This window comes from Paenibacillus sp. J22P169, from assembly GCF_059691995.1.
In genome coordinates, this window is record NZ_JCAUAO010000001.1 from 3,164,615 (window position 1) to 3,180,445 (window position 15,831).

The 15,831-nt window shown below is 40.7% G+C and carries 16 protein-coding genes; 4 read left to right on the top strand and 12 right to left on the bottom strand.

The features are described from left to right. Nucleotides 1-9 precede the first annotated feature (9 nt). Nucleotides 10-930: a dihydrodipicolinate synthase family protein gene (locus tag AC58QG_RS14450; RefSeq protein ID WP_497362707.1), complete on the bottom strand. Its 921-nt coding sequence runs from the start codon at nucleotides 928-930 to the stop codon at nucleotides 10-12. Nucleotides 931-1,221: 291 nt separating this feature from the next. Continuing rightward, the gene (locus tag AC58QG_RS14455) at nucleotides 1,222-2,181 is read right to left on the bottom strand and encodes a D-2-hydroxyacid dehydrogenase (RefSeq protein WP_497362708.1); all 960 of its coding nucleotides are present in this window, start codon (nucleotides 2,179-2,181) and stop codon (nucleotides 1,222-1,224) included. 308 nt (nucleotides 2,182-2,489) lie between these two features. On the opposite strand from AC58QG_RS14455, the gene AC58QG_RS14460 reads away from it, so the two are divergent. Both AC58QG_RS14460 and AC58QG_RS14465 read left to right on the top strand, forming a co-directional pair. Continuing rightward, on the top strand, nucleotides 2,490-4,979 hold the full coding sequence (locus AC58QG_RS14460; RefSeq protein ID WP_497362709.1) for an alpha-mannosidase: 2,490 nt from the start codon (nucleotides 2,490-2,492) through the stop codon (nucleotides 4,977-4,979). 79 nt (nucleotides 4,980-5,058) lie between these two features. Next, a complete protein-coding gene (locus tag AC58QG_RS14465) occupies nucleotides 5,059-5,979 on the top strand; it encodes a helix-turn-helix transcriptional regulator (protein WP_497362710.1) in 921 nt (306 codons plus the stop codon). A gap of 736 nt (nucleotides 5,980-6,715) precedes the next feature. Here the strand turns inward: AC58QG_RS14465 and AC58QG_RS14470 are convergent. The 4 genes from AC58QG_RS14470 to AC58QG_RS14485 all read right to left on the bottom strand — a co-directional run bounded on the left by AC58QG_RS14470 (nucleotide 6,716) and on the right by AC58QG_RS14485 (nucleotide 9,550). Continuing rightward, complete coding sequence (locus tag AC58QG_RS14470) at nucleotides 6,716-6,886, bottom strand: glycine zipper domain-containing protein (protein ID WP_497362863.1); 171 nt, start codon at nucleotides 6,884-6,886, stop codon at nucleotides 6,716-6,718. Between the two features lie 439 nt (nucleotides 6,887-7,325). Further along, the gene (locus AC58QG_RS14475; RefSeq protein ID WP_497362711.1) at nucleotides 7,326-7,631 is read right to left on the bottom strand and encodes a hypothetical protein; all 306 of its coding nucleotides are present in this window, start codon (nucleotides 7,629-7,631) and stop codon (nucleotides 7,326-7,328) included. A 520-nt stretch (nucleotides 7,632-8,151) separates the two neighbouring features. Then, nucleotides 8,152-8,322 carry a hypothetical protein gene (locus tag AC58QG_RS14480; RefSeq protein WP_497362712.1) on the bottom strand — a complete coding sequence of 57 codons (171 nt, stop codon included), beginning with the start codon at nucleotides 8,320-8,322 and terminating at the stop codon, nucleotides 8,152-8,154. 457 nt (nucleotides 8,323-8,779) lie between these two features. Further along, the gene (locus AC58QG_RS14485; protein ID WP_497362713.1) at nucleotides 8,780-9,550 is read right to left on the bottom strand and encodes a YheC/YheD family protein; all 771 of its coding nucleotides are present in this window, start codon (nucleotides 9,548-9,550) and stop codon (nucleotides 8,780-8,782) included. Between the two features lie 130 nt (nucleotides 9,551-9,680). Between AC58QG_RS14485 and AC58QG_RS14490 the strand changes: the two genes are divergently transcribed. Continuing rightward, complete coding sequence (locus AC58QG_RS14490) at nucleotides 9,681-10,679, top strand: CapA family protein (protein WP_497362714.1); 999 nt, start codon at nucleotides 9,681-9,683, stop codon at nucleotides 10,677-10,679. A gap of 589 nt (nucleotides 10,680-11,268) precedes the next feature. Then, nucleotides 11,269-11,937 carry a protein kinase family protein gene (locus AC58QG_RS14495; protein WP_497362715.1) on the top strand — a complete coding sequence of 223 codons (669 nt, stop codon included), beginning with the start codon at nucleotides 11,269-11,271 and terminating at the stop codon, nucleotides 11,935-11,937. 472 nt (nucleotides 11,938-12,409) lie between these two features. Here the strand turns inward: AC58QG_RS14495 and AC58QG_RS14500 are convergent, their stop codons facing one another. The 6 genes from AC58QG_RS14500 to AC58QG_RS14525 all read right to left on the bottom strand — a co-directional run bounded on the left by AC58QG_RS14500 (nucleotide 12,410) and on the right by AC58QG_RS14525 (nucleotide 15,719). Next, nucleotides 12,410-12,775 (bottom strand): transposase, encoded by a 366-nt coding sequence (locus AC58QG_RS14500; protein WP_497362716.1) that lies wholly within the window; start codon nucleotides 12,773-12,775, stop codon nucleotides 12,410-12,412. A gap of 208 nt (nucleotides 12,776-12,983) precedes the next feature. Beyond that, the gene (locus AC58QG_RS14505) at nucleotides 12,984-13,259 is read right to left on the bottom strand and encodes a DUF1048 domain-containing protein (protein ID WP_497362717.1); all 276 of its coding nucleotides are present in this window, start codon (nucleotides 13,257-13,259) and stop codon (nucleotides 12,984-12,986) included. 9 nt (nucleotides 13,260-13,268) lie between these two features. Then, nucleotides 13,269-13,616 (bottom strand): DUF1048 domain-containing protein, encoded by a 348-nt coding sequence (locus tag AC58QG_RS14510; protein ID WP_497362718.1) that lies wholly within the window; start codon nucleotides 13,614-13,616, stop codon nucleotides 13,269-13,271. A gap of 5 nt (nucleotides 13,617-13,621) precedes the next feature. After that, the gene (locus AC58QG_RS14515; protein WP_497362864.1) at nucleotides 13,622-13,885 is read right to left on the bottom strand and encodes a PadR family transcriptional regulator; all 264 of its coding nucleotides are present in this window, start codon (nucleotides 13,883-13,885) and stop codon (nucleotides 13,622-13,624) included. A gap of 265 nt (nucleotides 13,886-14,150) precedes the next feature. Next, entirely contained in the window at nucleotides 14,151-14,585 is a 435-nt protein-coding gene (locus AC58QG_RS14520; RefSeq protein WP_497362719.1) for a hypothetical protein, read from the bottom strand. Between the two features lie 117 nt (nucleotides 14,586-14,702). Further along, nucleotides 14,703-15,719: a CapA family protein gene (locus tag AC58QG_RS14525; protein ID WP_497362720.1), complete on the bottom strand. Its 1,017-nt coding sequence runs from the start codon at nucleotides 15,717-15,719 to the stop codon at nucleotides 14,703-14,705. Nucleotides 15,720-15,831 lie beyond the last annotated feature (112 nt).

Here is a 15,831-nt window from a genome sequence, read left to right on the forward strand (position 1 = left end):
ATCACAAAACTATTTGTACTGTTCGGAGTATTCCTTGGATACTGCATAAAACTGCTCGACCATTTGCTTTCCCGTCTCGTTGAGGTCCTTAAATTGCCTTGAGCGTGAATGTAGGCCTATACGCACACCATCCAAGCCCATAAAATATTTAGAATTAATCGGATAAGGCTGTCCTTCATGCGCAGAGGCCATTCCGATAAAGTTCATCAACCTTTGCGCTTCTACAGGCTGGGTAAGCCAATTACGGCATAGCCAGACGTAAAGTTCTGGATGAAAGTTAGCCATGATCCCGCTAAAGCCTGCAGCTCCAGCTTTTAACGAATCAAGCAGCGTTGTTGCATTCGCATTAAAAATTTTAAGTTGGCTTCCTTCTACAGCTTTCAACTTGGCCTTCATTAGCGGAAGCGAACAGCTGGTATCTTTCAGAAACAGAAAACGTCCAGTTGCTGCGCACCATTCCAGCAAGGCTGGTGAAAGCTCCCTTTTATATGGATGAGGGCATTCATAGAAACCGAGTGAAATGTCTGCAGGCAGCTTTTCGAGTAATCGTTCCAGATTCGCTTTCCAAACAAGATCAGATTCATCTTCCCTAGCTAGCCGATTGGTAACCAGGACGACTGCATCCGCTCCGGCTGCAGCAACCGTAAGAATATCTTCCACCTGCTCTTCAAGCGAATCGGAAACGTGCCCCGATGCTATAACCGGTACCCGGCCTGACGCTTTACCTACAATAAATTGGGTCAATTCACTTCTTTCCTGCCGTGATAAATAGAACATTTCACTTGATAAACAAACGGCAAAAAGTCCGTCTACGCCATGAGCAATATACCACTCCACTAAATCCCCTAAAGCAGGATAATCAATTTCATACTTCTCATTGAAAGGCGTAATCATCGTACTCCAGACCCCATTAATAATCTCTTTCCCCATAGCCTTCACCTCCAAATTTTAAGTTTCTCAAGGGTTGATTCTTTCTATCCTGTTAACATTTTCAAAATATATCACTTCCTTCGTGCTAATTTAACACCCACTTTCGCACTTTTCGTTTCATTTTAGCTCCTGTCTTGTTTTTGTTTCATTTTTCCACCTTGTATCATTAATGGCTATGTCACATTTTGAAAAAAAGCTATTACACCTCGCCTATTAAAGAGAGTGTAATAGCTTTTTACGTTGTCACTTACTATAAGTTATCGCTTACTTTAAGAGATAGGTTAGCCAATTTCAATCATTCACTACATGAATAGGACTTCCCGCTAAAAAAGCTCTAAGGTTGTCTGCAGCCGCAGCCATTAGTCGGCTGCGTGCCTCCTTCGTTGCCCATGCTATATGCGGCGTAATAATACAATTCCGTGCGCTGAGCAGCGGATTGTCTCCCCCAGGCGGTTCTACGCTGAGCACATCAAGTCCTGCCCCGCCAATGCGGTTTGTATTTAATGCATCAGCCAAATCTTGCTCCACGACTAACGCGCCTCGCGAAGTGTTAAGCAGCAGCGCTGTCGGTTTCATTCGTGATAGACTTGCTCGATTAATCAACCCCTGCGTATCCGGAAGGAGCGGACAATGCAGTGATACGACGTCGGAATTAGCAAGCAAATCCTCCAACGGGACGAACCGGGTGCCCACCTCAGCAGGGTGGTGATTGCGACCGCTGGTGCTGGCCAGCACTTCCATGCCTAGGGCCCGGCATACTTTAGCTACTTCTTGGCCGATTCTGCCGTAGCCGATTAAACCGATTGTCTTCCCGTGGAGCTCAATTAACGGCTTCAGACTAAAGCAAAAATCGCTGTTGCGGCTCCATTCGCCTCTGCGCACCGCCTCATTATGCAGCCCAATGTGATGACATAATTCCAAGAGCAACGCAAGTACAAATTGAGCGACGGAGGACGTACCGTAAGTTGGAACATTAGTCACGGGAATGTTCCGGTACGATGCAGCATGAATATCGACGATATTGTAACCCGTTGCCAGTACACCGATGTAACGCAGATCAGGAAGCTGGGCGATCGTATCTGCAGAAAGCGGCGTTTTATTAGTGAACAGGACATCCGCACCGATTGACCGTTCCACGATTAACTCAGCGGGCGTTCGTTCATATACCAAAACCTCCCCCATAGCCTGCAGTTCCTCCCAGCTTAAGTCTCCTGGATTCAAGGTATATCCATCTAATATTACAATTTTCATTTTTCTCACCCTTTCATGCTGTCCTTTTTAGCAACTTCATGACAAAGTCTATTTCTTGCCCAAATCTTTGTCAATAGCCTTGAGGGCGCTTACAATACATACAAAAACTGAGAATAGGTAGGTTTCATGGAGCAATATAGCTGATTATTAACCAAATTGAGTGTTATCGAATAAAACAAACAAATATTTTTGGCTTAATACTATAAACGAAAGTCATTATTTCACATTCTTATCCACCTCAAAATCCGTTACATTGAAAATGAAAAAGACGCAATAACACAAAAAATAAGAGAGTAGGGGAAGAATAATTGGAAAAGAAAACGCAATTACATCTTATCGGAAACGCTCATTTGGACCCTGTGTGGCTATGGCAATGGCAGGAAGGTTATGCTGAGATTAAGGCAACCTTCCGGTCTGCACTTGATAGAATTAAGGAATTTCCTGATTTCATCTTTACCTGTGCTTGCGCAGCCTATTATCAGTGGATTGAGGAAAATGCGCCTGAAATGTTTACAGAAATCCAGCAGCGCGTTGCTGAAGGAAGATGGGTCATCGTCGGAGGTTGGTGGATTCAACCGGATTGCAATCTGCCTTCTGGAGAATCATTTGCCAGACAAGGTCTGTACAGCCAAAGATACTTCCTTGAAAAATTCGGCGTCATGGCCAATGTTGGCTATAATGTCGATTCTTTCGGTCATCATGGCATGCTGCCGCAAATTTTGAAAAAGAGCGGGCTTGATTACTATGTGTTTCAGCGTCCGAATATTAAAGAGAAAGATCTCGCGAATAGTCTATTCTGGTGGGAAAGCGAGGATGGCACACGCGTTATGACGTTCCGCTTGCCAACCGGCTATACGGACCAAGGACCGGCGCGAATGGAAGAACGAATCCTTAAGCATATGGATTTGGCTGAGAATGAGGGGAATCCTGTTATGTCTTTCTATGGTGTAGGAAACCATGGAGGCGGACCGACAATTGCCGCACTTCTTAAATTGGAAGAGCTGCAGAAGCAGTACGGAGAAGACAACCTCGTGTTCAGTTCGCCGAAAGCATTCTTTGCTGACGTAGAGCAGCTGAATCTGGATATCCCTACGCTAAAAGAGGATCTGCAGTTGCACGCCATAGGCTGTTATTCAGCCCACTCGGAAACGAAAGCTTACAACCGCAAGGCAGAGCACCGCTTGTTAACAGCAGAAAAATTCTCAGCGTTGACCCATCATATCCTTGCACTCCCTTACCCGCAAGAAAAGCTTCAACACGCTTGGCAGCTCGTCATGTTCAACCAGTTCCATGATATAATGGGCGGCTGCAGCATTAAAGAAGCTTACGAGGACTCACGCGAGTCCTATGGCGAAGCATTGAATATATCAGCTGTCGCGCTTAATGCAGCACTGCAGAAAATTTCATGGTCGATTGATACGATGCTGCCCGAAATAAAGTCATTAAGCAAAGAAAATGATTGGATGCTCTGGGAGCAAGCAGATCTAGGCGTCCCGCTAGTCGTCTTTAATCCCTTGTCATGGGAAGTGAATGCTCCAATTTATCTTACAACTGAGCTTACAAGTATTACGGATGAAACCCTGCAACCTATCACGAGCCAAACGATCCGAGCTTCACGTACAAACGGAAGGAATGACAAGTGGGGAAGTATGTTCATTGGCCGTATCCCGGCTATGGGTTACCGCGTTTACTGGATTTCCAAAAAGAAAAACCAGGAGCAACCGCTGCCGACTGCTGCACTTACTGTCAGCTCAACACTTTTGGAAAACGACTTTGTCCGTGTTGAATTTGATCCCCATAACGGCAGCATCGTCAAACTTTGGGACAAACGTCTTGAACTCGATATTTTCAACGGTAAAGGGGCTGTCGCTCAAATTATCGACGAGTACGATTCAGATACCTGGAGCCATGAACTCCGATCGTTTCCAAACCTAATAGGTCAGTTCACAGATGCGAAGTACCGAATTCTGGAGGAGGGCCCGCTACGGGCAGGAATACGTATTACCAGTCGATATAATCAGTCCGTGTTGCAGCAAGACTTCTATCTTTATCACGATCGTGCTGATATCGAAGTAAAGGTGCAGCTTGACTGGCGAGAAAAGCATAAAATGCTTAAGTTTGCATTCCCAATTAATGCCCAACAGCCTGAGGCCACTTATGAAATTCCATATGGTTATATGGTTAGACCGGGAGATGGAGAGGAAAAGCCTGGTCAGCAGTGGGTAGATATAAGCGAAGCTAATGTCGATGAGAACAAAGCGAAATACGGATTTGCACTGCTCAATGACAGTAAATATGCTTATGATGTCAATGAGCATACCCTTCGTATGACCGTCGCACGCGGAGCCATTTTTGCCGACCACTTTGGCTACCACCATGGTTCGCGAGATGATTTATGTGAATATATGGATCAAGGGATTCAGGAATTCAAATATACCATGGTACCCCATGAAGGCACATGGCAAGAAGCAAGTATTGTGAAGAAGGCTTATGAGCTTAATGTACCGCCAATCACCATAATCGAAACGTACCATCACGGTTCACTGCCGCAAAAGATGGACGGGATTCACATTTCCAACGATGGAATCATTGCTACAGTATTCAAAAAAGCAGAGGACGGAAATGGCTACGTGCTGCGCTGCTATGAGACTACAGGCTACAAGACAGATACAACAATTGAAATTCCTTTCCTCAACCGCAAATGGTCAGCCACCTTTGGGAAATGCGAGATCTTAACCTTCTTGATCCCTGATGATCCGACTCAGCCAGTTAAGGAACTAAATTTATTAGAAATGTAATCAACAAGGTATTCTTACCTTGCCGGGATGCAGTACAATGAAAAGACACACCAAATCCCGCAAGGAGTATCCTGTCCCCATGTCTATTCAGATTGAAAGCTATGTCGAACAGCTGCGTGCTCTGCAAAAATGCATCATGCAGCCTATTACCTTTAACGATATGTCATTTGTGCTTCTTGATGCATTACCCGCTTATCATGAACCGGATTGGACCTGTGAAGAACATCGTCATCCTTGGTTTGAGTTTAATTATGTCATGAAGGGCAGTACGATAACTACATTAAACGGTGTTCCCTTTCGTATAGAAGCAGGTCAATCCTACTTAATTCCACCTGGCCAAATACATGGCCACTACCATGAAATTAAGGAAGTAGAGGATGGCTTTTGCTTACGCTGGCAACTTCAACTGCTTGATGTTAATTCCAGTCATGCAGCCACCAGCTGCGGAAATGACTGGATTCGCTGCTTTTCACAACCTAGACCAATTGCTGTTGAGGCAAAGCACAACTTACCGCTGCTGAAACTAAATCGTGACATGAGTGTGTCAACCATACAAGCAACCCTACTCCACTGGCTCAGCAATATATATGAAGCCTGGCGTCCTGAACAAAACAAAACAGTTGAATTGAATCATAATGTGAATTTCCTTCTCGTTCAACAAACAGACCTCTACTTGGAAAAATATTATGCCACAGAGTTTAAAGTGCATGATGTTGCCAATGCTTTACATGTGAGTTATCGCAACCTGTCGAGAATGTATAAACGTGAAACAGGACTTACTTTAATCGAAAAGTTAAACGATATCCGAATACGACATACAAAAAGATTAATTAAAGAAACTAATCTATCCCTAAGAGAAATCGCTATGGCCGTTGGCTTTAAAAATGAATTCTACCTTTCCAATATGTTTCGGCGCTATGCATTAATGTCTCCAACACAATTTAAGCTACAGATAGACCCGTCTATCACCCCACCTCTTGATTTTGAACGGCATAAATAAGGAAATGAATTTGGCATATAAAAAGAACCCTTATATAACAACAACAAAAGATGTTATATAAATAAGCGAAAGATAAAAAAGGCAGAGAAGTGGAATAACCACTCCTCTGCCTTTTTTATCTTAACAATAGTTGTTCAAATTCAGAATCCTCATGAATGAAATCACAAAAGGGTATTCTTTTCCCCTTCTGATACTTTAAGGTGTGTCCACCAGGAAGCGAATCCTCAAGGGCTTTGAGCCTCAGGAGGAGTGATGCCTACTACTGATTGATTCGTGCTGCATCGGTCGAAGACGGACGCCACGCTCTACTTCCCATTAGCATAACGCCACTGCCAGTCTAGCACTTATCTTCACAAGATAATAATGTGAATATAAAACAAAAACAAGCCCAAGGGATGCTCCCCTTGGACTTGTTCACAAGTGCTTCTGGATTCAAGGATATCTCAATGCATAATTTACCATTAGTTGTAAATAATTAATTTCACTCAAGCAAGTTTTTATCAATTTCTTCAAAAATTCCATTGAATCCATGCCAAAATGCGGTAAGATAACAATTGAAATCAACAGTGTTAATGATCAAGAGATGTTGATTCGTCTTTATGAACTTAGAAAGCCTGCCGATCATTTCGGCAGCCTTCTCTTGATGTTATTGAACTAAAGTTCCTCGTTAGCGGAACGAACTCTTACTTTACAGTATAGTTTACATACTAGTAATTAGGTGAATAGTTTACCTTAACTATTGATCTTTATTTTTGTTATTTCTAAACATAGCGATTGCTAATCCGACTACACTTCCAAATACAATTCCAAGACCTACATTACCGAATACTGCTCCAAATGCGACACCAAAAGCGGCACCTAAAGCAATTCCAACGCCTATGAAAGCACCATTTCCGACATCTTTCATTTTCAAATAATCACTCCTCTTCTTAATTTCATTCCAAAGGCTTTACTGCTGCTGTGACAGTTTCGCCTCATACAACGACTTTCCAAAAGATGTAGGTATAACTCTATACGTTGCCAACTAGTTAATGTTTCGCTACGATATTCTGCCCGTTAGCGGAGTGAGGGGCTGCCATACGGAAGCCCTTCAGATGTTTAACTATCGTTACCCGTTAACTGAATAAAGGATAAGGAATTAAAGAATATCTTGTCAAAATCGGGAATGGGATAAAGTTCTTGTCAATTGGCCATGACAACAACTTTATCCCATTAAACAAAAAAACTGCGATGTAACTCCCTGTATGTGGGATCAGCTAACTTACGGAACTAGCATAGGTTAAATCGGAAAGGATCAGAGTTCCTGTCTGCGACCAGGAAACACTTTATCGCATCAAAATCAGCGTTTATGTTAAGAAAGTTATCTCTCTTGTACATTGATTATAGGCGACTTTATACGTCTTCCCAGCATTAAGTCCCAGCCTACGAATGTTAAGTGGATTTAGGCGGAAATCGTTATTAAAAATGTCCGCAATACGAACATAACGAAGCCGTAACCGCGTTGCACCGTGTTTCAAAGTTAGAAGAGCTCCCCCATCTAAGTAGTTCCCCATCGAAATCGCCAGTCCGTCTCCAATAGCTACGTTTCCTATCCTTATATTCGAACTAGAGGCTACCAATACGTTACGGACCGTCACTGGTTTTCGACGCAAGGTTAATGTTTTATTTGCGAGCTATCGTTCCGCGACGCAGCGTAATAATGGCACCGTCAGGAATTATACTCAAATTATTTTCAATGGCACCGCCACATTCTGTATCAAGAAGTACTTGCGATTTGAAATCGGTTGCTCCGACGAAAACATCTATTTATCCGGAAACTGTCTTTTGGACTTGTTTGATTTTTGTCGCCATAGAATTACCCTCCTTGGACATTTCAAATTTCATTACCAAGGATAAGGTATGCATTCTTACAAGGTGAAGCGTGGGATTTAGTTATGGTTTAATCAAATTCGGGTAATTTTTTTCATACTCTCTTTAGGTATCGTTATAAATGACCACTATCAATTTTTTCTATTTTCACTGCAAACACACTTGACAAAATTATACCGTATTTATCGTAAAGGGTTGCACTAATCTGCCCGTTAGCACAGCAGACAAAAAACGGATGCATCGGCATCCGCTGTTCAACTATCGTTCTCTCGTTAGTGTAGCAACAACAAAAAACTCGGTATTTTATGGTGCAGTTTCTTTGAATTTTTCTACCAATTCCCTAAGTATTTTGTTACGTTCTTTCATACCTCTTACATAAGAAACGGCAAACCAAATGATAAAAATTGGACCACCAATACCAAGTAAAAAATAATAAAATATACTTAACCACGATAAGGTTGCGAACGCAATCATACAAGCACCTCTTCCTAAGTTACCTAAATTAAATACGCTTGTTATTGTGAATATTTTCCAAATATAACCATATTAACGTTATTGTACAGATATTCGTGGGAGGGACTCACATTACATTAAACTGCCCGTTAGCACAACAGGCTACCGTTGATATAATCTCGGTAGCCTGTTGTGGTATTCTTATTTTAACTATCGTTTCCCGTTACTTTAATAAAAACACAATTCAATGAGTAATGTGACTACGTCAGGAATGTTACTATGTTCTTGTCACCCGACAAGTAGCAGTAGCGGCGGCGATATATTGTGTTGTCGGATAACTAGAATTTGTTCAGATAAATGAGCTTGCTTAATCAATCAGAACAACTTCCAATATAGCACACCTCACTAAAATTGAATATTTTAACAACTCCAATTTAAATCTCACTCCCGTAATAGACAGCCCTTTTGTATTAGTTATTCAAGGAATTTTGACTGAGATGTTCTTTTTGTAAAGCTTCCTCATACATTTCCAACAAATTTTCTCGGGTCTAGTGTTCACCTCAATAACCCATGGTTTTAAGTTTTGATCCAAGCCAATATCAATCCCAAAAAGCAGAATACCAGGATAATTTTTTTCGAGCTGCTTGCATATACGACTTCCCAATTTATTTAAGTTCATGATGACTTTTTTTTGAGTAGTTGGATTGGTATGCGAGGCTAACAGGTCCTCGACGGATAAAACGGTACCTCCACTGCGGATATTCGTCACAATTTTTTTGTGATGCGCAACGCGACCAACAAAGCCTTCATTTCGCCAAGTATGATCCTTTTGTTTTGTAATCATTAAGCGAAGGTCAAACGGGCGTTTGTTCCATCGGAGCAGGTCTATGCCTTGTTGGATGAGATAATCGGCGTTCACTCTTTTGCCCAAAAAAAAGGCATATACTTCTTCTTTTGCTTGAAACTTATGTTGCTGGGTTCCTGAATGGATACGAAAATACGGTTTTTTTTCATGTACAATCCTTCGAACCTGCATGACTCCCACTCCAAAAGCTCCTTGATTAGGTTTCAAATAAACAGTCTTATAACGAGAAAGCATAGCAAAGAAAGATTGTTTATTTAGTTTCATCGTTGCGGGAAGGTGTCTGTTAACGTGGCTGTTCTTCATTAATTCACGATGTTGATCCCACTTGATACCTTTTGCAGGTTTTTTCGGTTTGATAGGAACGGCAGCATTACTTTGTCTCATCGATTAGTCTCCTCACACTAATATTTCCATATCATATTCAGCTAGCTGTAACAGGCTATAGGACATCGCCTATTCTGCAAACAATAATTCCTTTCATTGAATAAATTAGTCAGGGAAGGAGTGAGTGCATGTGATCAAAATAACGATTGCCGCTGTCGGAGATTTATTGATGAAAAGTGAAATCATTGCCTCAGCTAAAAGATCAAACGGATATACGTTCAGTCCTATTTTTGAAAAAGTTAAACCTTATCTAAAAAAACACGATTTAACGATCGGGAATCTGGAAACGACGTTCTCCGGTAAAAGGAAATTGGGCGTTATCGGAAGCCGTCCAAAATGTAACTGTCCGAGAGAGCGAAGGAATCCGAAAACTGGTTTTCCATTATTCAACTGCCCTGATGCGTTGGCGTCAACTTTGAGAAACGTCGGACTTCATGTATTAACTACTGCAAACAACCATTGTATGGACGGAGGAGTAACCGGTTTAAAACGAACATTGAATGTCCTCGATAAACAAGGAATCAAGCATACGGGAACCTTCCGTTCCATCCAAGAATCTAAGCGTCATCTGATTATGCGTGTAAAGGGAGTGAATATTGGAATTTTATCGTATACGAAGGGCACTAATTCCATGCAAGTACCTAATCGGTGGTTGGTTAACCACATCGACCAAAAGAAGATGATAGCGGATATCCGTGAAATGAAAAATAAAACAGATTTCATTGTTGTTTACCTCCATTTCGGGAGAGAATATCGGCCATTTCCGAGCAAAAATCAAAAACAATTGATGCATTTACTTTTTAAACAAGGCGTGAATGTGGTTTTAGGTGCACATCCTCATCTGCTATACCCGGTAACTCAGGCAAAGGTGAAAGACATCTATGGTCAAGTACGAAATCGAGTGGCAGCTCCTTCTTTAGGTAACTTTGTATCAACGAGGCTAATAAGAAATAATAATACGATTCGGGGAATGATTTTGTCATTGACTCTATCTAAAAATGAACGAGGGATAACAGATATCTTAAAAATTGATCGTATTCCTACGATTGTTGAGAGGAGAAAGACTAATAAGAAAACTTTTACAGTTATCCGAAGAAAGGAACATAAACATGTCGCTCAACGGAATTAAGAGTATAAACATTCCTTTTATCCTGAGCATATAATTACTGGATTCTGGAGTATTAGAAGAAATATGAGGACAAAGCGGTCCATTACTCGATCAATCATTGAGGTATCGTGCATCAAGACTGTACCAGTTGAAAGACACCCTTCAAAATCTATCTTATTGAGCCCCTTAACCGAATTTATGTACTTAGCACCGGAAGTAATACCTACCACATATTGCAACTAAACTGCCCGTTCGTATTATGAGGTCAGCCAGTTTTTTCTGGTTGACCTCTTTTGTATTTAAGGGGTTTAGTAAACGGTAGCCGGGGGCGAACGTAACTGCCCGTGGGACCGTGATCCCGTGATGTAAACTGTTCACCCCCTACTTGTAGAAACATGTTTGAGGCTGGTTGAGACAACGATCTCGAATAACAATTTAACCGAGATTACTAGGTTAAATTGTCCGTTTCATGGAGTAAAGTGTCCGCTAAGTAAGTTCGCTCTAGTAAAAAAATAAAAATAATTTTTGATATATATGTCCAAGCAATTTTTGCACGGTCCACATAAAATAAGTCTATCAATCTATCAATCTCGTAGAAATAGGAGGGCCAATGATGCAAACCATGTGGGGTGGATATACCGTTGATCTTAACTTGATCGGGTCCGGAGCTTTAGGCAAGGTCTATAAAGCTTATGATTCGAAAGGGCGCCAGCTAGCAATTAAAGAGACTTCCAACCGTGAGGCGGCAAGACGCGAAGCGCGGATTATGCAGAGTTACCGGATCGGTGAGTTTTTGCCACGCTATTATGATTATTTTGAGATCGGGGAAAAAGGCTATTTGGTTACTGAGTATATCCCGGGGTCGACTTTGGGCAATGACTTTCATAATACCTTCACCAAGAAGCGGGATCAGGACTTAAGTGTAGAGATTACAATCAACATCCTCAAGGGTCTTAGACAACTCCACAAAACGGGGTATATCCATGATGATATACTGCCCAAAAATGTAATGATACTTCACAATAAGCCAGAGACGGTCAAAGTAATAGATTTCAACATTGCCAAAGAGATTGTGAGTCCTGCTGTCATGAAAAAGGAGCTACAGGATGCGTGCAAAATATGCGCTTTCCTTATGAACGGGACGCTAGCAGATATCCATAAGGCGGAAATTCGCGATAGAGATCTTAGGCGTGTGTTATTAAATCCCTTTGACGCAAACAATAAGGACAGGTATTCATCGACTGACGCACTCATTGCCGCATTGAGGCCTTTTTGCTAAGGCACCGACTCGACAATAAAATGATTTCTTGTTCGCTTAAAACTCTCTTCTTATATCTCGCTTTTATCTCATAGAGACAAGTTCACATAGCTCTTAGGTAGATATTTGTTGTAATTGAATAATATAAAATAAAGAAATAAGGCATGTATCTGCTCTGCCCTGAAGACTAAGGACTTCCTCCTCCCTCCATACACAAAATTAATTTGTTACTTCAATACTTTAATGTCCTCCAACGCAATCACCAATCAAGTCAAGTGTTGGGAGACAATTAAGTTTTGAAGTGGCAAAAAAGCAGCAAACTCTATAGTTAGCTGTCTTTTCATTTAAATATAATGGCAAATAAAGTTTTGAAGTGGTTGTGGGGATAAAATAGGCTGAAATACATTTAAATTTTGAAGTACTTCAGACAATTAATTGAAGTTAATCGCTATTCAGCTATCGTTCCCCGTTAGCGTAATCAACTATGGACAAATCATTTCGCTTTCTTTTTGTATTCGTTATTCTTTTCCTCTATATATGCTAGAAAACTGTCTTGCAGATCTCCATCAGTATCTATTGAATCTAGAAGCAACTTTGGTTCAACAGTACAACCTTTAAGAGTTGAACTTCCGTCAATAATGCCAAGTACATTAGAAATAGTATCTGTCATCGTTTGCTCAATAATATTAAATAAAATCTCCTGTTGTTCTACAGACAGAGAGTCATATAGCCCAATCGCTTGTCTCCAATACACATTTGTTTTGTCAGTAACCTCAGTTGTTTCATACAAATTTTTGTAGATCTCAAGATTCTCTTCAATAATTGAACCGGATAAGTTTTTAACAAAGTTCTCTAACATTTTCCCCTCTCCTTCGCAATCGTCTTGAAGCCGTCCTCTCCTTTGTCGTTGCTTTTTTATTATAACAGTAGGTTGAATTGTTATTGAAGAAATCTGCCCTATAGCTTAATGAGGATGCCACTCGTTTTGAGGTGGAATCCTCATTTTGTAGTTTATTGAAGTAACGTTCCTCGTTAGCGTAACAATTAGGTAGGTAGTATCTTATAAATCACCTATTTGAAACCTTGATTAGATCGTCGCAGAAAGCCGCTACATCTCTGCCCGTTACTTCGAAAACACCTTTCCCTATGGCTGCTCCCTCTTCAAAGAGCTCGAAAATCCCCGAGAGCAACCCTGTACTGTCGGTTTGCTCAACAATGCACACTTTAAAGACATATTTTTGAATCTCTTTATAAACGATTTGATAATCTTGCGGGAGCGCTTTGATACGCGCCACGTGCGTTCGCCACTGTTTTTTGCCTTCAATGATATCTCTTATGCTCATTTTATCCTCCTACTTCCCTATTTTTTTTGAGATATTATTATTGAGTTGCTCGCGCCACTTATCTCGATATGACTTTGCCCCTTCTTCGCCGGCTAGCGCTGAACTGAAGTCTTTAATATCGTCACCTAAAACTTCTTGGACACTCTGACCGTCCGCCACCGACTCTTCAAGCAGGCCAAGCACACCATCAAGAATTGGCATAAGGTTGCGACCGGTGAAATCAGAGTATGGAAAAAGATAGGCATTAATTTTTGCCCATGCAGCTTGATATTCAACTGGCAGCTTTTTTACTCGAGATTCAAAAATTTTTAAATCTCTAGTCATGTCGTTGCCCGTGATTTTATCCCAAAAATTCATTATATTCACTCCTTTAACTCGTTAATTTTTGATGATACAAAGTCCCACTTTTCCCAGAACCTCCGCAGTTCCTCACGCCCAGCGTCGTTGATCGCGAAAAACTTTCGCGGCGGTCCCATGTCGGAGGGTTTCTTGGAAATCTCCATCAACTTGTTTTTTTCAAGTCGGATCAAGATAGTGTATACCGTTCCTTCCACAATGTCTGTGAAGCCGAGGGCGTTCAACCGCCGTGTGATTTCGTAGCCATAGGTTTCTTGACGGCTTATAATACGATCGCTCTGACACGTATTTTACAATTCAACTATCCTGCCCGTTAGCACAACAGGCTGCACGCGGCAGCCTATTTAGGTTTGTTCAACTATCGTTCCCCGTTAGCTTAATGATGCAATGCGGTTAGGTGGTGCAGAGTTGCCTGGCTCTAATGGGCAGCAATGTTATAGTTACTAATAACTAATAATAAGAAAAGCCGCCCTATATATTAGAGCGGTCAATGAAATTAACGTCTGCTTTAAGACAATAATTTAATAGAGTAAATTATTCGCCTCCCTCTCTTTCACATTCTATTCTAATAATTTCGCGTCGAGGTATTATCAACGTTAAATCTATCGGTTGTTCACCACTATTATCTACTCCAGTTATTTCAACAAAATCTGTTCCAATTCTAACTAAAGGACCATTGAATTCTCCTTGGTTTTTTGTCTTGATAAAAGCGAGAAAATTTAGCTCTCTATTAGGCACTAAGTCAGGGAAATCATATTTCCCAATATCAGAAAAATTGTGCCTAATTAGCCTACCATTTTCTGCTTGCACGACAAGAGACGATTCGTTAACTTCCCTAATTAGACCATTTTGATTCACCAGGTCTCTCCCGCGATTATCAGCCAAGAATACAATAAATTTGTTTTGAAGTTGTGTAAGCCGCTGTTGAAGGGTTATTTTCCTAGTAGCAGGACAAGCAATAATTTTCAATAATACCACTCCTCTTGTAAATTTACCTTTCTTCTATGTTACTTGCTGGTTCTAAAATAAATTATCCTTTAGCTTAATGAGGCTACCGTTCAATTTCGCGGCAGCCTCATATTGTAGTTATTCTACCTTACTTTTTATTATTTTTTTCGTTTGGTTTAACATGTTTTGAAATCGTTCACGCTGCTTTGCACTTAATTTCGGATTGTTTTCATTTAAGGCTTCATGTATGGAGATAACCTCTGTTTTATTACGACCGTTTTCAAATTTTCGATGCACTAAAGTCGGAATATAATTAGTCTCCGAAATGATTATTTTCCCTTCTTCATTTTTTTTGACTTTAATATTAAGAATGATACTGCTTTGAGTATGGGAGTTTTTCATTAATTTTGTAGAAATAAAATTACCTAAGGAATACGCAACAAATTGTTGCTCTCCCCTCGTACTTAACGGCTGAAGAACATGTGGGTGTGACCCTAAAATTATATTGGCTCCGTGTTTAAATAAAAGTCTTACCAATTGCTTTTGTTTCAGGTTTGGAGTATGACTGTATTCATTTCCGAAATGCAGATAAATGATCACAAGATCGACGTGTTTTTTCAAATGATGAATATCCTCAATTATTTTTTTCGTTTGGATTAAGTTAACCATCCAAGATTTATTTGATGGTATTGAAATACCGTTGAGTCCCGAAGTAAAGGATAAGATTCCGGTCTTTACACCTTTGATGTTTTTGATAAGATATTCTTTCGCCTTGTTTTCAGATTCAAATGTACCGGTATGATCAATCCCATTTTGTTTCAAAATCCTTAACGTTCGAAGTAAACCTTTGGCGCCGAAATCCATACAATGATTGTTTGCTGTTATTAAAACATCAAAACCGGCTCTTTTTAGGACTGGAGCCAGTTCATCAGGACATTTGAACAAAGGACCACGTGATTTCCGTCTCACTCCCCCTTTAGTTCCAGCGAAGGTGGTTTCAAGATTTCCTATCGTTAAGTCCGCTTTTCTCAGAATTGGAGCTACCTTTTCTAAAAGTGGGTCGAAAGAGTAAGTCCCGTTAGCCAGTTTAGCATCGGAAATGATGTATCGTTTTACCATAAGGTCTCCGACAGCAGCTATCAAAATTTCAGACAAATTCGTTCACCTTCTATTTTTTATCTGTATAAGCGCTCTCGAAAAGACATTCTTGTAAAGAAGGACAATGCTGAGATCGCTGAGATCTGTGTAAAATCAATTCTCTTCCATA